17 protein-coding genes and 2 tRNA genes are annotated in these 19,595 nt (G+C 27.1%); 11 read left to right on the plus strand and 8 right to left on the minus strand.

Annotation, left to right across the window (positions count from 1 at the left end):
- The first annotated feature begins 7 nt into the window (after positions 1-7).
- Positions 8-886, plus strand: coding sequence for a translation elongation factor Ts (tsf, locus tag MAU_RS00795; RefSeq protein WP_004423656.1), 879 nt, complete (start codon positions 8-10; stop codon positions 884-886).
- 145 nt (positions 887-1,031) lie between these two features.
- Here the strand turns inward: tsf and MAU_RS00800 are convergent.
- The 6 genes from MAU_RS00800 to MAU_RS00825 all read right to left on the minus strand — a co-directional run bounded on the left by MAU_RS00800 (position 1,032) and on the right by MAU_RS00825 (position 7,210).
- Positions 1,032-1,107: transfer RNA gene (locus MAU_RS00800), tRNA-Lys, on the minus strand.
- 3 nt (positions 1,108-1,110) lie between these two features.
- Positions 1,111-1,197: transfer RNA gene (locus MAU_RS00805), tRNA-Leu, on the minus strand.
- 196 nt (positions 1,198-1,393) lie between these two features.
- Positions 1,394-2,347: an ABC transporter permease gene (locus tag MAU_RS00810; RefSeq protein ID WP_004423664.1), complete on the minus strand. Its 954-nt coding sequence runs from the start codon at positions 2,345-2,347 to the stop codon at positions 1,394-1,396.
- Positions 2,347-4,281, minus strand: a complete 1,935-nt coding sequence (locus MAU_RS00815; protein WP_004423667.1) for an ABC transporter permease — start codon at positions 4,279-4,281, stop codon at positions 2,347-2,349. Before MAU_RS00815 ends, MAU_RS00810 begins: the two co-directional genes overlap by 1 nt.
- Positions 4,282-4,283: 2 nt before the next feature.
- Positions 4,284-6,161 (minus strand): ABC transporter ATP-binding protein, encoded by a 1,878-nt coding sequence (locus tag MAU_RS00820; protein WP_004423669.1) that lies wholly within the window; start codon positions 6,159-6,161, stop codon positions 4,284-4,286.
- Positions 6,162-6,166: 5 nt separating this feature from the next.
- Positions 6,167-7,210 (minus strand): BMP family ABC transporter substrate-binding protein, encoded by a 1,044-nt coding sequence (locus MAU_RS00825; protein WP_004423672.1) that lies wholly within the window; start codon positions 7,208-7,210, stop codon positions 6,167-6,169.
- Between the two features lie 182 nt (positions 7,211-7,392).
- Here MAU_RS00825 and MAU_RS00830 point away from each other — a divergent pair, with 182 nt between their 5' ends.
- From MAU_RS00830 to MAU_RS00875, 10 genes are all read left to right on the plus strand, one after another.
- Entirely contained in the window at positions 7,393-8,184 is a 792-nt protein-coding gene (locus MAU_RS00830; RefSeq protein WP_004423675.1) for a hypothetical protein, read from the plus strand.
- Positions 8,168-8,806, plus strand: a complete 639-nt coding sequence (locus MAU_RS00835; RefSeq protein ID WP_004423678.1) for an Mbov_0392 family ICE element protein — start codon at positions 8,168-8,170, stop codon at positions 8,804-8,806. The genes MAU_RS00830 and MAU_RS00835 overlap by 17 nt, the downstream gene beginning before the upstream one ends.
- A gap of 74 nt (positions 8,807-8,880) precedes the next feature.
- On the plus strand, positions 8,881-9,477 hold the full coding sequence (locus MAU_RS00840) for an Mbov_0392 family ICE element protein (RefSeq protein WP_004423682.1): 597 nt from the start codon (positions 8,881-8,883) through the stop codon (positions 9,475-9,477).
- 8 nt (positions 9,478-9,485) lie between these two features.
- Positions 9,486-10,169 (plus strand): hypothetical protein, encoded by a 684-nt coding sequence (locus MAU_RS00845; protein ID WP_004423685.1) that lies wholly within the window; start codon positions 9,486-9,488, stop codon positions 10,167-10,169.
- A 30-nt stretch (positions 10,170-10,199) separates the two neighbouring features.
- The gene (locus MAU_RS00850) at positions 10,200-10,829 is read left to right on the plus strand and encodes an Mbov_0392 family ICE element protein (protein ID WP_004423688.1); all 630 of its coding nucleotides are present in this window, start codon (positions 10,200-10,202) and stop codon (positions 10,827-10,829) included.
- Positions 10,819-11,409, plus strand: coding sequence for a hypothetical protein (locus MAU_RS00855; protein WP_004423692.1), 591 nt, complete (start codon positions 10,819-10,821; stop codon positions 11,407-11,409). The genes MAU_RS00850 and MAU_RS00855 overlap by 11 nt, the downstream gene beginning before the upstream one ends.
- Before the next feature lie 84 nt (positions 11,410-11,493).
- Complete coding sequence (locus MAU_RS00860) at positions 11,494-12,399, plus strand: hypothetical protein (RefSeq protein ID WP_004423695.1); 906 nt, start codon at positions 11,494-11,496, stop codon at positions 12,397-12,399.
- Positions 12,400-12,434: 35 nt separating this feature from the next.
- Entirely contained in the window at positions 12,435-12,686 is a 252-nt protein-coding gene (locus MAU_RS00865; RefSeq protein ID WP_152414842.1) for a hypothetical protein, read from the plus strand.
- A 110-nt stretch (positions 12,687-12,796) separates the two neighbouring features.
- Positions 12,797-13,654, plus strand: a complete 858-nt coding sequence (locus tag MAU_RS00870; protein ID WP_040543803.1) for an ArdC-like ssDNA-binding domain-containing protein — start codon at positions 12,797-12,799, stop codon at positions 13,652-13,654.
- A gap of 1,212 nt (positions 13,655-14,866) precedes the next feature.
- Complete coding sequence (locus MAU_RS00875; RefSeq protein WP_004423701.1) at positions 14,867-15,511, plus strand: Mbov_0400 family ICE element protein; 645 nt, start codon at positions 14,867-14,869, stop codon at positions 15,509-15,511.
- 463 nt (positions 15,512-15,974) lie between these two features.
- On the opposite strand, the gene MAU_RS03400 is transcribed toward MAU_RS00875, so the two are convergent.
- Entirely contained in the window at positions 15,975-18,641 is a 2,667-nt protein-coding gene (locus MAU_RS03400; RefSeq protein WP_004423704.1) for a BspA family leucine-rich repeat surface protein, read from the minus strand.
- Between the two features lie 136 nt (positions 18,642-18,777).
- Positions 18,778-19,560: an MSC_0882 family membrane protein gene (locus MAU_RS00885; protein WP_004423707.1), complete on the minus strand. Its 783-nt coding sequence runs from the start codon at positions 19,558-19,560 to the stop codon at positions 18,778-18,780.
- Between the last annotated feature and the right edge of the window lie 35 nt (positions 19,561-19,595).

Below are 19,595 nucleotides of genomic sequence, written 5' to 3' on the forward strand. Positions count from 1 at the left end.
AAATCATATGGCAGTAGATTTAAAGAAAATTAAAGAATTAAGAGAAAGAACTAATTTAGGTTTTTTAGATGTTAAAAATGCTTTAGAAGCAAATAATAATGATGTTGAAAAATCAATTGATTGACTGCAAGAAAAAGGAATTCTAAAAGCTGCTAAAAAAGCTGGAAGAATTGCTGCTGAAGGTATTGTGAAAGCAAGCGTCAAGGATAATGTTGCAGTTATTTTTGAACTTAATTCTGAAACAGACTTTGTTTCCAAGAATGAATTATTCATTGAACTTGCTAACAAAATCAATGATGCTTTATTTGTAAATGATTTTAATAGCAATGAAGAGCTTCTTGCAATTAAAATTGATGGAATCTCTATTGAAGATCAAACAAGTTTACTAACAGCTAAAATCGGAGAAAAAATCTGATTAAGAAGAGCTTATAAATTTGTGGCAAATGAAAACCAAGTTATTGCTGCTTATACACATGCAAATAACAGAGTGGCAACCATTGTTTTAGCTAATGGTAAAAATGCGGATGCTTTAAGAAATGTTTCAATGCATATTACAGCTTTAAATCCAAGTTATTTAAGCGAAGATGCAATTGATGCTAATGAATTAAAAGAAATTCATGAAAGATTAGAAAAAAGTCCTGCACTTGCTAACAAGCCTGAAAAAATTCAACAATCAATCAAAGCTGGTCTTCTAAAGAAAGAACTAAACGAAAAAGGCGTTTTATTATATCAACCATTTGTTATGGATGATTCAAAAATCGTTGCCCAATATTTAGCTGAAAATCATTTAGAATTAGTTGATGCTAAAAGATTCGAAGTTGGCGAAGGTATTGAAAAAAAAGTTGTTGACTTTGCTGCTGAAGTAGCTGAACAAATGACAGTTTAAATACTTAAACCTTAAATTAAATCTAGGATAAAAAACTCCTAGATTTTTTGTTTGTCTTTTTTTTATGCTAATAAGAAAAAATCTAAACACCAAAATAAAAACTCACCTATTTAAAAAGTGAGTTTTAAATGTCAGTTTCCTGAAATGGTACGCCCTAGAGGATTCGAACCTCTGACCCAATGGTTAAAAGCCATTTGCTCTACCTTCTGAGCTAAGGGCGCTTCTGGTACCCAGAACTGGACTTGAACCAGCACGACCATTACAGTCAACGGATTTTAAGTCCGTAGCGTCTACCATTCCGCCACCTGGGCATTAACTAAAATTTTAATGCTTAATTATTATAATATATTTATAAAAAAGCATTTAAAAAATAATTCAATATTTTTTTGGTTTTTACTATTTTTTTATAGAAGGTACTTACAAAAAATAAAAAACATAAGCTTGAGATTATATGCTTATGTTTTTAGTATTTAAATAATGTGTATTTTGAAAAAATAACTAAATGTTTTATCTTGTTGATTTGTCATAGGATATTCCACTCGCAGCGGGGGCGTGGGAACGTTTTGAAGTAACCATAATAACAACCAATGATAATACATAAGGAGTCATTTCAAGAAGAGGAGAATAAGGTTTTAGTGGATCAATGAATACACCTGAAGAAGAAGATAGTGCATATAGGAATGAAAAGACAAAGGATATACTTGTAATTATAAAGATATTTCATTGTCCCATAATCATAATGGCTAGTGCTAAATATCCAAATCCTCTAACTTCACCATTAAATGAACCAGGAGTTCATTGGGCAAATACAGCTCCGGCGATTCCAGCGATAGCACCTGAAAGAATAATGCCTTCTCATTTATATTTGTTAACATTAATTCCAGCTACGTCAGCAGCTTGTGGATTTTCACCAATGGCTCTGAATCTAAGTCCTCATTTTGTTTTATAAAGAGCAAAGGCGCTTATAACAATAATAGCAATGGTAACAACTAATTTTCATGAAATTACATCAACTGCTTGGGCTCCAACTTCGACTGCATAATGAAGTTCTCTAACACCCATAGTTGGTTTTCTATTTCCATTTCCAAAGAAATCAAGAAGAATAATTGCAATTCCAAATGCTAACAAGTTTAAAGCAAATCCAGAAATAGTATGGTCACTTTTTAGTTTAATTGTTGCAAACCCATGTAATAATGCAAATGCTGCTGCACAAAGTGAGGCAAATAAAGTAGCAGGAATTTGCCATCATCCACTAAAGGCAGTTTCTCCAGTAATTTTTGAAAGCGAATCAGTAAAAACTAAATAAGAAGCAGCCCCAACAATCATCATCCCATTGATACCAATATTAACAATACCTACTTTTTCAGAAAACATACCACTAATGCCACCAAGCGTAAATATACAAAAGAAAATAATAAGATGATTATAAGTATTAATTGAAAGTTGAGTAAGACTTGACATTATTTAGCCTCCCTTAAGGACATTCTAAATTGTTTTCTTTCAAAAACAATGAAATCTAATATTTCTTTGTATTCAAATTTATTGTTTTTTATTAGGGCAGTTTTTTGTTGTTTAATATTGAATTTTTTGGTTGAACCTAAAGCATTTAGTTCACCATTAACACGGAATTTTTCTTTGTTAATTAATTCAAATTGTTCAATAGTTTGATCATCAGTATTCTTATAGTTCATAGCTTGGGATAAAAATTGATTTGTTAATTGAACTAATTCCTTGCGTAATAGCTTAATTTTTTTCTTATTTGAAATCTTATCTTTGCTTAATTCTATGTTTTCTAGAGGTATAAGTTCAGCAGTTAAAGGAGAAATTTCTAATTTTTTATCTAAAAGTTTCTTAGTTTCTGTATTATGAACTTTGATTTCATTTTTAATTAAGGTTATTTCTTCAACGTTTAGAGCTTTTTTAGCAATATATAATTTCTTTTGTAATTCAAAGTAGGAATTTGCTCTTTCAACTTCAATTTGACTTTTAGCTATTAACATATTGATTGCATTTATTTCTTTAACAAATGATTTATATTTGTTTTCTAGTTTTTTAAACAATGAATCATAATTTTTTTCATCTATTAATAGTTGAATCTTATTAATAAAGATATTTGCTTTTGCTATCAATTTAATCTTTTTATTTTTTAATCTATTTAGTTTGTAGTTTGCAAGGTAACGTTTGTCACTCCATAAACTAAATTGTCTTCTAAAATATCTAATTGGTTGGAATTGAGTAAACATTACTGACAATGCTGCAAAGTATAGAATTATTGATGTAATAACTTGAATATCATATGATTCTAGATAAACAGGATCTAATTGTAAGGTTGATGTGGATGAGTATAAAGTAGTATAGAATAGTGATGAAAATAGTGAACCAATTGGTGAATTAAGAGCAAGTAAACTAATTGCAATTGCTTCAAAACCTAAATTAAGAGGTTCGCCTACTCCTGAAAATTCAGGAGTTTTTAGGGCAATGTAGTTATAAAATCCAGCTAACCCTGCAATAGCTGCAGAAATGCCTAATACAAAGATGGTTATTCTTTTATCATTAACACCCATGTATTTTCCATTTGTTTTGGATATTCCTTGCATTCTAATTTTGTAACCTAAACTTGTGTGGTTAAAAATGAATTCAACACTTATTGCTAATCCAAATAAAGCAATCATTCCAATAATTATAAAAGTTCTTCTAGCTGCATCACTAATTTTAATTGCACCATCTTTAATACCCGTTTGCGCATCAGCAAAATATTGTTGAATTTCTTGTTGGCTTAAGTGTTTCCAAACAACAGAAGCAGATCCTTGTTTGAAAAGTAAACTTGCAATTCCAACAATAATTCAATTCAACATAATAGTTGAAATAACTTCATGAACATTAAGATGAGCTTTTAGTACGCCAGCAATTAAACCAACTAAAAAAGCTACTGCGATTGAAAATAATAAAGCTAATAATACAACATGACCAGGAACAACATTTTTATCCTTATAACCTAATCTTATAAATATAGAGAAGTTTACAACACCAGTTATCATCATCTGACCTGGAACACCAATGTTGAAAAGCCCAGCCTTAAAACTGAGTGCACAAGCAATTGAACTAAAGCCAAATACTAAAAAGTATTTTAAAATCGTTTCTCTATTAAGCGAATCAAAACTATTGAATATTCCTCTTATAATAGCAATCGGATCAGGAAAAGAATTTTTACCAATTGTTTTAGATAGAAGAATATAAATATAAGCAACTAAAATTCCAAAGAATAAAGCCCATAGCGAAGATGCTACTTTTCTTCCAGTTGACTTAGTTTTGTCCATCTTAATAAAGTTAGACATTCAATTTGTAAATTTGTTTAATGGATTAGGAGATTTGTTTTTGTTTTTTATTGCTGTCATTTCTAAACTCCTTCCATTTCTATTTTATTTATTTGTGCTTCATAAATTTCATTAAATGAAGTTTTAACTTTGGATAGTTCTAACTTGTGATTTTTCTTTAAATCTTTTAGTGTCTTTTTTAATTCTAGATATTTGTTAGTTAACTCCTCAATAGATTTTTTATCAGCATCTTTTGCTTTTTTAGCAATTAAAAGACCTGATTTAATTGATACCAATTGAAGAATTAATTGCTCAATTTCATAGTTGTATTTCTTATTTATAAATGAAATATAGGAAATTTTTGAATCCTCAATATCATTTGGATTAAATCATGTTTCTTCTTTGTTTGAGGAAGCTGACATAAAACTACCAATTTGTTCTCTTGATATTTTTCTTGCATCATTAATGGAAAGAATTCTTCCTTCATTTATAACTGCAATTGTGTCAGCAAGAGCAATTATTTCGTCTAATTCATATGATATTAATAAAATAGCTTTGCCTTTTTTCTTTTCTTCAAGAATTTGGGAGTGAATATGTGTAATAGCTCCAATATCCATACCTCTAGTTGGTTGAACTATTAAAATGAAATCATGGTCAAACATCATTTCACGACCAACAATGAATTTTTGTTGATTTCCACCTGAAAGGGAACGCGCTATACTTTTTGGTCCTTGAGAGCTACGCACGTCATAATTTGCGATAATTTCTTTGGTAAATTTATTGATATTCTTAGGTTTTAAAACCCCAAATGTTTGGAACTGCTTATCTCATAGTCTTCTAATAACAGAGTTTTCTTGGATACTAAAATCAAGAATAATTCCATGGTGGTGACGATCCGCTGGAATATATGCCATATGATTGATGCTTCTAGTATATGTATTTGTGTTAGTGATATCTCTTAGTTCATATTCATCAATATTAACTTGATCATCATTTTTTTTCAATTGCTTCTTTAGACGCATATGAATTGAACCTTTAGATGGTTTTTCCATACCACTAATGATTTTTTCTAGTGCATTTTGACCATTGCCATCAACACCAGCAATTGCAAAGATTTCACCTGCATGAACATCAAATGAAATATTGTGAAGATTTTTTCTTAGTTTTTGAGTATATACATTTCTTACTGAAAGAATGACATCTTTTCTTTCACATTTGGAATCATTTTTAATTTCTACTACTTGGCTTCCAACCATAGCAGAAATAATTTCATCCAATGAAGCTTTTTTCATATCAAAATTACCAGTGACTTTACCAAGTCTTAAAACTGTAGCAGTATCAGCTACTTGTTTTATTTCTTTTAATTTGTGAGATATGAAAATTATTGTCTTGCCTGCTTGCTTAAAAATTTCGAATGATTTTAATAAACCTTGAATTTCTTCGTCAGTTAAAACTGCAGTTGGCTCATCAAATACTAGAATATCATTTCCACGATATAGCATCTTCATGATTTCAACTTTTTGTTGAGTTGCAACTGTAGCTTCTCCAGATTTTTGAAATAAATCAAAATATAAGTTGTATTTATTTTGAAGAGCTTTAATTTTTTTAATTGCTATATCACGGTTAATAACACCTAAATTTGATGTTCATTCATCTCCAAGAATGATATTATCAAGGTTTGTGTACACATTAACTAATTTAAAATGTTGGTGTACCATTCCAATACCAATGGCATTGGCATCGTTTGGTCCAGAAAAAAGCACTTTGTTGCCATTAATTAGGATTTCACCACTTGTTTGTTCATAAAGTCCAAATAATATTGACATCAAAGTGCTTTTTCCTGCGCCATTTTCCCCAATTAGTGCATGAATGCTACCTTTTTTTACTTTAAAGGACACATTATCATTTGCAACAATACCTGGGAATTCTTTAGTTATGTTTCTAAATTCAACAGCGTACATTGTAATTATTTATTTTTGTTTATTTCAGCAGCAAGCTTGTTTAGTAATTCAGAAAGACCAAGATTACTTTCTTCTTGACCATCGATGTTGACCATCTTAGATGAGTTTAATCATTTCTTTTCGTTTTCTTTTAAATTTCTAAATACTTCTTCACCTAACTCTAGTGCTTTGTCAGCTAATTCTTTTTTATCTTTAATGTGGGTCTTAGTTACACCAACTCAGTTTTTGTTGTAACCTTCAAACATTTTTCCATCAGCTTTACCAAGTTCAAAACCACCTAGATTTTCTTTTAATTTTGCTGGATCTTTTACCTTAGTAATTTGTGTTAGAGCATCATATGTAGCTTGACCTAAAGATTTAATAATTGATGTAAACACTAAGTTTTTTTGAGCTGGTGTTGCTGCAAATCCTTGGTCAGCATCAACACCAATCATATATTTGCCTGTTTTCTTTTCAAGTTCTTGAAGAACAAGAGTTGAAGCAATTCCGGCAACAGGAAGAATAATCTTAGGGTTCAATGCAATCATTTTCTTAACTGTTGCATCCATTTTTTGAGTTTGTTCAAAACCAGAATCTAAGTCAATGGTGTTTGTCACTGAATAGGTTTTATTCTTGTCTTTGTGATCTGGTCTAGTATTTCAATATAGAACACCTTTTAAGAAACCTTCGATAAAGTCAGTTACTGAAGCATGAATTGATCCACCAAATGTTCCAAATGTTCTATCTTCTTTCTTTTCTTCATTAGATAGGAATTCAGCAGTTGCATATCCTGCAGCAAACCCTGCTTCTTTTGTTTTAAATTCTTGGAAGATTGAATATCCAGGAGTGTTGAATCCATTTTCTTTCTTTCCTGTGTAGTCTTGGCCAATAAAGATAATGTTTTTTTTCTTAACTTCTTCTTTATGAGTGTCTAATCATGTTTTAATTTTATCTTCATGGAATTGACCTGGAAGAATTCAAACATTATATCCATTTCTTAAGGCAGTATTATAAGCTTCGGTAATTGCTTCTTTATTATTCTTAGATTCAATAACACCAAATTTGGCCATGTTCAAAAATAGGTGGTTAGTTAAATAACTAGTTAAATCTCATTACGCTTGTTATATATATGTGTGTAAAAAGAAAGGATTTAACTTAGTTTGGAGAGAGCTCTTTTCGAAGGGCTTTTTTTAAAATATCTTTTTTAAAAGATTTATAAAAAAACTAAGTTAAGTTTTAAAAGTAGTAGCTTATGAAAAAGTTAGTATTATGACTTCTTTTTGATGACAATCATTGTAGTTTTGCTAATGCAATTTTAGAACATCCTGAAGTTTTTAGTCGATATGATGCAGTATATGCTTATGGGTTTGGAAAAAACAAAATACTTGAAACAACTAAAAAACTCCAAAATATTTCCTGAACTTATACACAATTTGATTTGGCATTGACTAATGAAAAATTAATAAAAGAATTAAAGACATATCCTAAACCAGATATTGTTTTAGCATCACCACCATGTGAAAGTTTTAGTATGGCAGATTGTTCTTGCAGAATGAGCCAAACTTACGATAATGATAAGTGAATAGTAAGAAGTAGAGAGTGATATAGAAACAGAGCATTAACTGTTAATGTTCCTAATAAAACTAGAGACTTTATTAAAAAAGAAAGAAATAGGCTAAATGGAGAAGGCTGTGCTTCAGGCCTAGTTCATATCATAGAAACTTTTAAGCCTAAAGCCTATGTAATTGAAAATCCAGAGAATAGCAAAATATGACAGTTTTTTGCAAATCATTGAAACTTTAAGGGTTTTAGAAATATTACTTATTATTACAATTACAACTTAAACTTCAGCAAAAAACCAACTTGTTTTCTAAGTAATATACAACTAAATCTAAAGAAACAAACTTTAAAAGAAGGATACAACAAAACTCATTTTTTGAATGGTAATTACAAACAAAGAAGTTCAATTCCAAGTGCCCTAATTCTTGATATTTTAAACCAAATAATATTGAAAGGAGAAATTAAAAATGAAGAAGTTATTTAAGAAAAAACATATTAAATGATTGCAAGCATATGAAGATAGCAAGAATATAAATGTTTATAGAATGTTTAATAATAAAGCAAGAAGTTTCAAGGTTGCAAAAGAACAAGAAATCTATGTTGAATTAATTAAGAACATAGTTTCAAGTTTAGAAGACTTCGATGAAGACTTTATTCAATTAATTTATGATGAACTAAAAGTATCTAAAAACTTAAATTGAATATCTAAAATTGCAAAAATGACAGAAGAATTAAGACTTACTTCCGATATTAAAAAATGTACTTTGTTTGATTTGTTTATCAAAAACAATAGTATTTTTACAATTCAAGAAATATGAACTTCAGTTGATACTGAATTAAAAGAAAAGGGCATCTTAGGTAATGTTTTATTAGCAAGTGATTTAGTGACTTTTAATCATGAATTAAAAGACAAAGATACATTAGTTCAAATTAATTCTTTAGGACGTTTAGAATTGATTTCATCTTTAAGACATGATTTGATGGATTGAATTGCAGGGTCTAAAATCCAAGATTTAATACTATGCTATTCATATTCAAAAGATGATTTTGTAAATGACAATCAAGAGATTTTTGCAATTAAAAAAGTATTCAAGGATAACTATTAAAATCTAGATTTTTTCAATTTAATAAGCGCACATATAAGACTATTTAAAAACTAAAAATTGAAAGGAAATTAATAATGAAAAATCGTTTGAAACATAGTATAAACAATTTGTTTTATGAAACTGATTTCGCTGACATAGAAAAATATATTAATGATATTTCAAATATAGCATCTTCAAAAGAAACTGAACCAGGAAGAGCATTCTATGTAGATATGCTTGAAAAAATATTCTTAAAACTTGAAGATTTTAATGATAGATTTAAAATCAAAGTTATTGAATGATTAGCAACTAACCCTGATTTGGATGAAATTATAAGTTTATATTATATGACTTGTGATGTTTATAAGCATGGTGCTATATACAATGACCTAACTGATGACTTTTTTGAAAAAGAAGATATTCATTCATTTAAACATTTATGAGAAGAAATGGATAGCGATTTAAGAACTAATGGTATTGATGCCAATATTTATCTACTTAAAGATTTATTAGAAGTTCAAGATACAAGAAATTATGTGAAATTAGATGGATATAATCGTGGAGTTGAAATTGATGATATTGAAAAAGAGTTTCATGACTGAGTTAGTGACCAAGAAATTGAATACTTATTAAGTTATTATCCTTTTTCTGTAGATGACTATCTAGATGACCCAGATGTAATGGACTGTTAAAGAAGCATATGATAAATAAAACTAATTGACTTAAAGAAAAAGACTTTGATTGACTAAAAAATAGATGTATTGCACATAATGTTTATAAAGACAATGTACATTCTTGAATAAACTACTTTAATTCACATATAAATAAAACTTATAAAGATATCAAGAAAATTAGACTCTATGTTAAAACATTAAAAAAACTATTTAAAAATCTTAAAAAAATTGAGTTTGAAGCAAAAAGTGAAGTGATATTTGTTAGTGATTGTTTAACTATGATTTTTCAAAATAATTGAATAACATTTGATAAATTAGACCACCTACAAAAAATGTCTAAATATGCTGCAAGTTTTTCAAATAGAGTTTATATGAAACACTTTAATGTTCAATCATATCCATATTCAAACTTATATAATGCATTTTTAAATCAAAATAATATCCATACAATTAAGACCCTTAAAGAAGTTCTTTCTGGGAAGGAACGTTATTTAAATATAGTGGATTTCCATCAATTTGAAGCAACAAGAACAAAGACAAAGACTAATCCAAAATGATTAGTAAATTATATCAGCAATAATGACTTAGTTTATGTTGGTAAAAAAAGAAATCCATACGATTGAAGACTTATTTACAACCCAAAACCACTTCTAATTAGATTTTTGGATACATTAGTTACAACCAAAATTAGTTTTTGAAAAGAAGATTAAAAAGAATAATAGAAAGGATATTTAATAAATATGATGAAAGAAAAATATCTTAAAACATTTGAAGAAATTAAGTCAACATTCAAAAATAATGAAGATAAGGCACTTTATGATGAATTAATTAAAGAAATCCTCTTGAATTGTTCAAAACTAAATAAAGATATCAAGTCTAAAGTTATTACTAAATTAGTTTCTGAAAATAGTTTTGATACATTAGTATCTATTTATAAGTTCACAAGTGATTTAGTTGATTGCAGTGTAGAAGAGCATCCTTTATCTAATATTTTCTTTAAAGATAAAGATATCCATTCATTTCATGATTTATGAGAAGAAATGGATAGCGATTTAAGAACTAATGGTATTGATGCCAATATTTATCTACTTAAAGATTTATTAGAAGTTCAAGATACAAGACTATATATTAAACTGGATGAATGTTCAAGAGCAATTCAAATTAAAAATATAGAAAAAGATTTTCAAACTTGAATTGTTTCAAAATCTATTGAACAATTACTTGTGCTATATCCTTTTCAATTAAAAGATTATTTAGAAGAAAAGAAACTTGAGTTAGTACTTAAGAAAAAGTATGAAAAAAATAACAATATTACATCCAATAAAAAACAAATAAAGAAAGGAATAAATAAAGAGATAAATGAAAAATAATATCAATATTTCAATTGATGATTTATTAGAAGAGTATACTGAAGAAAATGCAAAAAAATATGTGGATTTAGTTATTAGTATCTCTAATAACGCAATCAAGATTGCTAAATCACCAATTTATGCTCAAAAGTTCTCAAATAACATTTACAAAGTTCTTGAACCCCAAACACTTACAATACCTGAATTACAAAAACTATTAGAACTTACAAATATTGTGTTGAAGTTTGATAATTCAGTCTATATGGAACATTTTAATTATTTTGAATGTGGTGCTGATTATTTAAACTTTCTAATTGAAGAGTGCGATCTTGAAACTGTAGGTGGTCTAAAAGGAATATTAGAAGAACATGATGACAACCTAACATGAATTGATTGAGAACTTTATGCATTATTCAAAAAAAGAAATAAAAAGTTGCCTTGATTAGTTGATTCTACATCAGATGATGATTTAGTTTATCCTAGTGGCACAAATCCATATGAGTGATATTTAGTGGATGAATCAGAGTATATGTCTTCTTATTTAGAAAATCATTTTAATGAAGGTCATATTCTTTCTTGGATTAAAGAAAAAAGTCTTTAATAACATTAAAACCTAAACAACTAAATAAAACAACATAAATTAACTTAAATTGCTTTAAAAAAAGGAAAGGAAACTCAATAACTTATGGATTTAAGTAAGGTCTTTAATTTGGATAAAACTCCCTTTGATTCAGAATCATTACTAAAAGAAGTCTTATCTAAGGATTTCATTCAAAAAGAAATAAAAAGACTTAATTTAAGTGAACAACAAATTAAAAAAGGAAGAGGGATTTTGCAAAGATATCATGACTTTATAATCGAAAATAACACTGAACCTCAATATTCACTATATGTCAATGTTTATAATGACTTAGCAGAAGATTTTAGTGAATCCAAATGATTAAACAAATATAAGAAATTAGATAATTTTTGATTAACTTCCATAACTGAATTAGATCCGATAATCCAGTCTTATTTTGATAATGATTTAAATAACAAAGTATTTTTAAAGTTCAAAAGTGCGCTTAAGGATTACTTATCTTCCTTGAGTAGTGATATTAAATCTACTTCAATTAAAAATGAGTTAGTTAAGATTGCAAAAAATGGAAAAATATCAACAAATTATTGATTTTGAGATGAAAAAAATAAGTATGCAAGCAATATTCTTAAATACATAGGAAGTTTGCAAGCAATTCAACTAAATAACTCAGTTGCAATCTTAAATGCCAATGATTTATACAGTTATATTTCTTCTAATCCTGATGAAAAAAGAGTTGTTTTAGGTTATTTAAATAAAGTTGATATCTTAATTATTAATAACTTAACACTTGGCATAAAACCTCAATGATTTTTGGATTATTTAATAAATATTATTGAAACACGCACAACTAAAGAACTTCCAATTTTAATTTCATCCTCAAGAAATATAGCATCATCAAAAACAAGATTTTTATCCAACTATTATTATTCCAAAGAACAGCAAACAAATGATGTTGAAGACTTATTTAAATCAATTATATCTTCAAACTTTGAATTGATTCATATTAAATAACAAATAAATTGAAAGAAGATATATGTTTTTTCGTGTTGATTGTAAAAAAAGGTACAAAAAAATGAAGAAAACTAGACAGCAATTTAAAAAAGAATGAAACTAGTTTGTTTTTATATGGAGAATTAAAGGAATTAGCCAAACTTTGTGATTCATATGGTGAGCCCGAACCATTCTCAGACGAAGCAGAATATCAAGACTTCTACTACGATAGACTTCTAACTGTTTTTGATGTATTAGAACATTGGAAAGCACAGTATCATAAAAAACAAATTAAAAACAAGGAGTAAAAACTATTACTAAAAAAGAATTAAAAAAGCAAGAAATTAACAAAGAAATTGAAAAGTTTATTGAACAAAGTAACAAAGAATTAGATGAATATTTCTTAGATATTAATAAGATGCAAGATTTTCTTTCTTTTAGTGCCCAAATTAAGTCTAAATATTCGTATAGAAACACTAACTGAATAAAGAAGCAATATAAAGGAGCATCTATAGTTAAGACTTATTCAGATTGAAAAAAAGACAATATAGAAGTACGTAAAGGTCAACATGGAATAAAAATATTGCGTCCTATTTTTGCTGAAGTTGTAGAAATTGAAAATAAGGTTATTCCAAAGAAAAAATGGGATGATGCAATATTGCAAAAAATCAAAAATAATGAACTAGAAGTTCAAAATGTTTTAAGAAGTTTTGGAATCTCATATGTATTTGATATTTCACAAACTTTTTTACCTAAAGAAAAATATCCAAAAAACTATTTCGATTCTTGGTATCGTAAAAACAAACCAGACCCAACTTTAGATGAAAAATGTTCAATAATTTTTAATGTTCTTTCAAGAATTATTGAAAGAAAGGGATGAAAAATTAATACTGATGCAACACTGGGACTTGTTCAAGGACAAACTACATTTCTTTTAAAAGAAATTAAACTTAACAAACTTAATGAACTTCATGAAAACTTAAACACTTTATTCCATGAATATGCGCATATTCTATGTGAACATGATAAATCTAAGATTTCTTTAGGACTTAAAGAATATCAAGCAGAACTAGTCGCTTATACTTGTCATAAACACATCAACATTGAAGTTAAAGAACATAGTTTTAAGTACATGAAAGGTTGATTAAAGGATATTAATGCTTCACAAAAAAGAGCAATTGTTGACCAAATAATAAGAGTTTCTAAGGAAATTGTTAATGAGTTGGAAGATGAACTAAGAGCAATGGAATTGGAGACCAACAAAACTATCAATTAATTTGTTAATTTATTTAATAAAAAAATATCCACATTCTTTTTTGATAAAGTACAAGTGGATATTTATGTTTTACTATAATAAGAAATTGTACAGCGCAAAAATATGTGGAAGTCCATACTTTTTTATTCTAATGTTTTATTCTAATAAGAAATTGTACACTGCAAAAATATATATTTTGCATAAAATAAACTTTAGATTAATTTTAAGTTTCTACCATTTTCCCACCATAGTGGTAGAAAAGTGGTAGAATAATGTTGAGATAATTATCTCTATTATTAGGTAGATTATTGTTTCAAACTACCCTCGGGTGTCTGGGCACTCGGGAACAAAAGAAACAATATATGTTATAATAAATGTGTTCCTAATAAGAACTATATTGGCAGTGTGGTTCTACTGACCCTGTATGACTTAGAGATTACGAAATGAGGAGAGTGAACCAAACATAGGTATTTACCTATGTTTTTTTATTATAATTTCTAATATGAGTAAATTATTTATAAGTTACTATATGCCCTTGTATATTAGTAGGCTTCTATTAGCTCAAATAAAAAAATAACCGAAGCAAAAAATGTGTGTTATAATATTTTTTAGAAACTTAGTTTTCTTGATTATTAGTGGATTAGTTTCAACCACTCTCCGATCCTGGTACTCGGGTTAAAAAAAGAAACGAATGTAGGTTTTTCTACCTACATTTTTTTTACAGATTTCTTTTAAAAAACAAGTATAGGGAGTTTATATTTTGTTTTCATTGGGTTACAGAACTAGTAACATCTAAAAAAGAATAGAATAATTAGTCACCAATTATAGATTGCTTTTTTATTTATGATAGAAAACTAAAAGAAAATAAAATGAGCATTATTATATTTATACACATCTATTAACATAGGGAATTAATTATTAGTGTAAAAAAAGTAATCATAAACATACTTCTTTAAGTTCGGTTCCTATCTTTACTAAGATATATTTAATAGATTACTAAATAGAATAACATATATATAATTATTTATTGTCTTTATATAGTATTCCAAATTGAAATATATGCTATAATAATGGTAATTCTAGTTGGAATTGGAGAGTGAGCTTTTTCGAGAAACTCCTAAAAACGCGTATCGGGAGTTATACTTTATCTGACCGGACTATAAATTAACTTAGTCAAAAAATAAAAAGTAGCTGCTGCCTTTAGGGGCAGCTTTTATTTTATAATTTATTAATATGATTCAATCGCTAATAGCACATATTTATAAAGATAGATTGACAAATAACGTATTACCAATTGCAAAAAATAAAGATAATACTTATATTTCTGCAAAAGATAAGAAATTAAATCGCCCTTATTTAGTAATTTTTTCTAATAAAAAAGTCTATTATTTACCAATTAAAACAATTAATAAATATAATAGGTTTGCAACATTTAAAGACATTACAAATACAAATATTAGAGATAAAAATATTTATGGCCAAAGTGGACTTCTAGGTAATTCAATTAATTGCTCAGTAATAAATATAATGGATAAACAAATGTTTTTAGATTTATTTGACTTAAAAAGCAATTTAAACAATGTCAAAGTTAATGATAAGATTTATCGTAAAGTAATGCTGAAATTAAATAAGAATCTAATCTCAAATAACATTTGATTCTCACAAGTGACAGGGTTTCAAAATAATCAAACTCAATTTCTTTGGGAAAGCGAAATTGATATCAATATTAAAAAAGAAATTATAGATTTTATAAAAATATATAAAGAAACATGAGATAGCAATTTTATATCTTTAGATAAATTAAAAGTACTAAATCTAAAAAAAGAAGAAATTAATGAGTTAAAAGAACATTTCATTAGATTAGGTTGCTCAGAATAAAACAACACTAAAACCTAAGTTAATATTAGTAATTAAAATAATAGTATTTGAAATTAATTTATATATTAGCTATTGCTACTTATGTTAGGCCAATGGTACAAACAGTAGATTATTTAGTATTTTTCAATACATTTATCAACAATTTTTACATTTTATGCACATATCTTGTTGTTTTATAAATATATTTATTAGCACTTTTTCTACCATATAGGTGAAAAGAACAACAGGAAAAGTGGTAGAATAATGTTGAGATAAATATCTCTATTATTAGGTAGATTATTGTTTCAAACTACCCTCGGGTGTCTGGGCACTCGGAGAACAAAAGAAACAATTGTAGGTTTAAATACCTACAATTTTTTTTACAAAATTACACTTTTTTTCTTTACAGATTTCTAGTAAAAAGGTTTACAAGATTTGCAATAGAAAACTACTACATAATGTAGTAGTCAAAGATTTTTTATTTTTAATTTATTTCCTTATATATCTCACTAAAATTTGGTCATCTTGAGCTTTGCCAATTGTTGGTGTATCAAAAAAACCTGCTTTTTGATTTAACATTTTTTACTTTTCAATCACTTAAATCTTGGTTGAAAGATTTGGCACCATAGAACATCATGGTCATGTCTTGGAGAGATTTAGGTTTTCATTTATATAAAGGTTGGTTGAAGGAAGTGGCTTCCTTGAACATAAAGCTCATATCTGTGACTTTTTCAACATTTCAACTATTAAGATTTTGATTGATTTTAGAGCCTCTAAATGTATGACTCATATTAACTATATTAGAAGTATTTCATTCATCAAGACCTATTATATGATTTGTATCAACTGCTGAAAAAGCATTTTTTAAACTAGTAATTTTAGATGGTAATGATTTTGGGACTTTATTAATGTTGTATGGCATTTTAACCATTGTAAATAGATCATTTTCTTTATAGTATCCAATCTCAATAATTTCCTCAATGTCTGTGTGAAAGGCTAAATTAGGTAAGTGAATATGATATGTTTTCTTTATTTTTCCATTTCTTAACTTGTATGTAGTAGGCACGTATGATTTCCCAAAGGTAACAAAAAAATGATTTGTTGGAAAACGAGGAATTGTTGAAAAAGTCAATTTAGATTTATCATAGAATAGGGTAGGAGTATATCTCTTAATAATACTTAATACAGGATTCTCTGCGATACTTCAATTTTTCATAATATGAACACAAGCTATGTCTCACTGTGAAATATCTTGATTGAAAGAAGTTGCTTTATAAAACATGTTTTCCATGGTTTCTACTTGCCATGTATCTCACTTATCTAATGGTTGGTTGAAGGAAGTGGCTTCATTGAACATATAGTTCATATTTTTAACATTTGAGACATCTCAATCATTTAATGGTTGGTTGAAGTAATGAGCCTGACTGAACATACCAGACATATTTTCTACTTGTGATACATCTCAACCTGAAATATCTTGATTAAAATTAGGTGCATCTTCAAAAACACTCTCCATATTATTAATACTTGAAGTATCTCATTTCTCAATACCCTCAATCTTAAAACTATTATTGCCTTTAAAGATTTCTTTTATACTAGTTACTACTTCAGGAAGTTGCTTTGGAACTTTATCAATGTGTTTTGGCATTCTAGGTGCTCTAATTAAACCTGTGGTTTCATCTTTATAGTATCCTATTTCAAGTATTTCTTCAATGTTTTCATAACCTATATCAATATTATTTAAATCCTTAGCAAGTGTTGTATATATTATTCCATTTTTTGCTTTAAATCTTGTGGGTTTAGTGTTTGCTTCTTTTTTAGCATAATATCCTAATTCAATGTCTTCATTATCTATTGAAACCTTTATAATAGATTCTAATGAATGAGGTCGCCTATTTATTCTAGGTACATAACCTCAATCATTTATAAAATTATCTCTACTAGGTTTAATATATGAATATTTTGTTGGTGAAGGTTTGTTATCATATCTTAATTTTGCATTTTTTAAAATAGGAAATCTTTCTTCATATTCTTTAATTGTTCTTTTAAGTTTGTTAGAAATAACTAATTCTGAGTGATATGTTGTTATTTCAGGAACTACTTTTTCATACCACAGATATTTAATAACTTCTTTTGCACTTAGATTTTCTTTAAAAAATCTTAAGTTAATAGGATGACTAAGGATTTCAACATCAAAAGTTTTGCTAGGTTCTTTATTTAATATGTCAGATTCATTACCATTTTTTAAGAATAATTTTTCTTTCAAATATGAGTCATTGATGAATAAATTATCATCCAAAATAACTTGGGGAAGATTATGATAATTCTTTGCTACATCTTCTTTTAACATTGATAACACATTGCCATAGGTTTGTCCACTTTTAATCTTACTTAAAGTTTCTTTATCCCAGGTATCCTTAATTAGTCTTTCTAATGCAGGTAGAACTTCATTAATAAAAGAAGGTCGAGGTTTTCTTCAGATTCTTTCATCTAAAGTAGGGGCATTATTATAAATAGAATCATTAACAATATCCTTTAATTCATTTTCAAATTTGTCAGTAATTTCTTTTAAGCTTTGTGCAAAAGTGGCTATATCTTTTTTCTTTAAGATATTTACTAATGCTGGAGCATCAAAATAAATGTTGTATTTTTTTCCTTGGTAAGTTAAAACTTCTTTTTCATATTTTTCTTTAGTTTTTGTATATGCTTCTGCAATATATTTGTATTGCATAAGTTGAACAAATCTTTCATATGAATCTCAATAAAGTTTTATTGCATCTAATAATTCGACTATATCAATTTTGTTTTTGCTATTTGGGTCACCAAAAACCTCTTTAATAAAGTCTTCAACTTCATTTAGAGTAGCAGTTAGTTTGCTTGTATCATTGCTTCTTAGAGCAATATCAATTGCACTGCGAAGTTTTTTATAACTAGCTGCATATTTATCATTTAATTTAATTTCATCAGCACTAGCATCTCATAAATTAATAAGGGATGCTTTTTGGACTAGAAGTTTATTTTTTATCAAAGAAGATTGTGAAATACTCTTTTCTTTTTTACATGAAATTGCTAATAAAGGTAAAAAAGAGGTTAGGGGAATAAGGGAAAATAATAGTAGTTTGTTAATAGTATTTTTTGGATTAGTGGACATTAATTGCCTCCTTTTTAGAATGAAGAAGATAGATTAGTTACATAATTAAAATAAATTAAAATAATTAAGGATTTATATACTATAAAATTATAGTTCTTTAAGATTAAATAAAGTGTCGTTTTATTAAGTAATTTTTTTATGTTTTTTTGCTTAATCTCAGCATTTTTTTAGATATAAGAATAAATAACGCTATTGGCATTAAAACTAAAAGAAATATGCTTCATAAAAAGACTTTAAAACAAAACTTATGAGTTGCTGATTTTAATCTGGAGATTTCTAAATAATCAATTGAAGATATTGAAAAAAAGAGTTCAAAGTTATTTCTTCTAATTTTTAAAGAAATAGCTTTAAATATATAAGTCATTGCTATTAGAATTAAAATTGAAACAAGAAATCAGATAAATGCTTTGGGGTCGCTAAAACTATTATGGAGATTAATTCTTTTTACTATAGTTTGATTTTTAATTTTTGATAATCCATAAATTATTGCTGTAAAGATTGATAAGTAGAATATACAAGAAAAAGCAATTCAAAAACTAGTTGCTTGTTTTTTTAAAAGATTGCGATAAGTTTTTAAAAAGAATAATGGAGTAAAGTTTTGGGCATTTGTTTCATTTAGAACAATTGACCATGCTTTTTTTAAAGTAACTATATCAATTGATATTAAAATTATTTCAATAATTGAATATAAAGAATAAAAGCTAGGAAGAATATAAAATCACCAAGGAGTTATATGAACATTCTTTCCATTATTAATAATTTCAAGATAAACTCTTTTAGTAGCTATTAAGAATATTGTGATAACTGAAATAAATAATAAAATTAAGAAGAATATTAATGATAAAGACTTAGTCTTTTTTTCAAAATTGATAAGTCTATACATACCATTTTGTTGGGTTTCCATATATTTCTTCTCCATTTTTTAGCGTTTAATATTTATTAAGAATTATTTTA

This window comes from Metamycoplasma auris 15026, from assembly GCF_000367765.1.
GTDB lineage: Bacteria > Bacillota_I > Bacilli_A > Mycoplasmatales > Metamycoplasmataceae > Metamycoplasma > Metamycoplasma auris_A.